The organism is Myxacorys chilensis (genome assembly GCF_059505265.1).
On the sequence record NZ_JCACKG010000015.1, the window covers coordinates 1 to 2,160 of the forward strand.

The 2,160-nt window shown below is 72.5% G+C and carries 3 protein-coding genes; all 3 read left to right on the plus strand.

Annotated features, from left to right (window positions below):
* Window positions 1–152: 152 nt before the first annotated feature.
* From AC5JLB_RS00810 to AC5JLB_RS00820, 3 genes are read left to right on the plus strand one after another with little or no spacing between them, the layout of a single operon-like run.
* Complete coding sequence (locus AC5JLB_RS00810; protein ID WP_495871957.1) at window positions 153–776, plus strand: cytochrome P450 family protein; 624 nt, start codon at window positions 153–155, stop codon at window positions 774–776.
* A complete protein-coding gene (locus AC5JLB_RS00815) occupies window positions 773–1,027 on the plus strand; it encodes an acyl carrier protein (protein WP_495871958.1) in 255 nt (84 codons plus the stop codon). Before AC5JLB_RS00810 ends, AC5JLB_RS00815 begins: the two co-directional genes overlap by 4 nt.
* The gene (locus AC5JLB_RS00820; RefSeq protein WP_495871959.1) at window positions 1,024–2,010 is read left to right on the plus strand and encodes a hypothetical protein; all 987 of its coding nucleotides are present in this window, start codon (window positions 1,024–1,026) and stop codon (window positions 2,008–2,010) included. Before AC5JLB_RS00815 ends, AC5JLB_RS00820 begins: the two co-directional genes overlap by 4 nt.
* Window positions 2,011–2,160 lie beyond the last annotated feature (150 nt).

Below are 2,160 nucleotides of genomic sequence, written 5' to 3' on the forward strand. Positions count from 1 at the left end.
GAGGTACGGCGGACGGCCGTGGCGCTGCTGATGGCCGTGCGCCGCCCGCTCGTCCAGCAGGCCCTGCCCGAGATCGTGCGGAGCCGGTTCGACCGCCTCCGGCACCCGGGCGCCTGCGATGCGACGTGCTCCGGGAGGTCGTCCTCCCCTGTGTGGACGATTTCCTTGGGGCGCTGAGAGGCGTGACTGCCGAGCTTGGGCCCGGCTCCCTTCTTTCGCGGATCTTCAGCGCGTCGCTCGGCATCGCGAAGCGCCGGCGGCTGAACGAGGAGATCGCCTTCTACCGGGACCGGGTCGCCGCCGCCTTTCCCGGGGACGCGCCCCTCCGGCAGGATGCGCGGTTGGCGCTGGCCATCCTGGGGCGGGATTCGCTGACCGGCACGCTGGCCCTGTCCCTGCGGGCGCATTTCGAGGCCGTGGCGGACCAGCCGCTCCTGTCCCGATCCCTGCCAGCGATCCCGACCCACACGGGCGTGCCCTATGTGGACCGGGAGGCGCTCGCCGACCGGGAGGTCGACGGCAGCCGCGTCTTGGCAGGCGAGACTGTCCGCCTCGCGCTCGCGAGCCTCGAGGGGCAAGGAGACGCTACGCGCCAGAGGTTCTTCGGGGGCGGCGCCCATCTGTGCCTCGGTCGGCCGCTCTCGATCGCGCTCATGGAGCGGATCTCGGGCGAGCTTGCCACCATGCCGACCCGGGTGTCCCTTCGTCGCTTCGCCTTGCGGAAGGACGATGTCTTCGCCTTCCCCGAGGCCTTCGAGATCGAGGTCCTGGCATGAACGACCTGCGCGCGACCGTCATCGAGGCCCTGGACCGGGCCTCCGGCTTCCTGACGAACCCCCAGCTGGCCCGGTTGACCCTGTCGGGCCAGGACTTCGACCTCGACCGGCTGGGGCTCGACAGCCTGACCCGCTTCGAGGCCCTGATGGAGCTGGAGGACCGCCTCCTGATCGAGATCGACGACGACGAGCTCGGCCAGTGCCGCACCCTGGACCAGCTGACGGCCTTCCTGCGGTCCCGCGTCGGATGAGCCTGCCCAACGCCCTGCCGGAGGCCCGGCGGCGCCAGCGCCTGATCCAGCGGGAGGTGCAGCGGCTGGAAGGCGTGCTCACCCCGCAGGAGTTTCTGGACCGGGCCGCCGAGGAGGAGGCCGGGGGGAAAGCGGACCTCGCCTCCGAGATGCGGGCCAGCGCGACGATGGCGTTCCTGAGTCGGCAGGCGCGGCTCGAGCCTTTCCGGCGCAGGGTCCTGGCGCAGGAGGCGGCGCTCTACGAGGGGGAGGCCGCCTCGTCGGAGCGGTCCCTCCTCGTGGGGTTCTGTGGCATGGCGGACCGGCTCATGCTTCCGCTGCCGATGATCCTCCAGCATCTTCCGGCGCGGCGCTGGGATGTCCTCCTCCTCACCGACTCCCGCCGGGCCCACTACAGGAAGGGGTGCCTGGGCTTCGCGGACAGCCTCCCGGACCTCGTGCGCCGGGTCGCGGCGCTGTCGGACGGCTATGCGAGATGCGTCGCGCTGGGCACCAGCATGGGCGGCCTCGCCGCGGTCGCCGTCGCGCGGCTGGCGGCGATGGAGCGCGGCATCAGCATCGGGGGGCGGCCGCCCAACCCCGTCCTGCACCTCCGGAGCCGTGACGGCGCGCTCCCGGCCTTCGACCCTCTCTGCGCCTGCCTTCCCTCCAGCTCCGGGAGGTTCGTCTTCACCTATTCCGGGGGCCACGCCGACGATGCCGTGGAGGCCCGGCGCTATGCGCCGACGGTCGGCGGATGCGACCTCCCGATCCCCGGCCTCGTCGGGCACAACCTGCTCCATGCCCTGCAGGAGAAGGGGGTCCTGGCCGACTTCCTTGATCTGGTCCTCGACGCGCCGGTGCTCCAGTTGCCCTTGCGGATGTCTTGGATCGAAGCCCGAGCGAGCGAGGAGCCCGGACCGGGTCAGAGCGTCCTGGCGGCGCTGGACCGGTTCTGGCACCGCAGCCGGGCGGCCCTGCGCGCCACCAGGTATCTCCGGTAGGGCGCCGCCTCGGGACGCCCCCTTGCAGGGGTCCTCGCCCGTCGGGCAGGCTCAGGTCATGGACAGGTCCCCGCGCCCCGATCCCATCCGCCCGACCGACGGGGCGGCCCGCGTCCTCGCCCGACGCCTCCTCGGGGAGGCCCGGCATGG

What these genes read in the sequence shown, in the direction of transcription:
- AC5JLB_RS00815 (WP_495871958.1), top strand. Translation starts at nt 773, where the DNA reads ATGAACGACCTGCGCGCGACCGTCATCGAGGCCCTGGACCGGGCCTCC.
- AC5JLB_RS00820 (WP_495871959.1), top strand. Translation starts at nt 1,024, where the DNA reads ATGAGCCTGCCCAACGCCCTGCCGGAGGCCCGGCGGCGCCAGCGCCTG.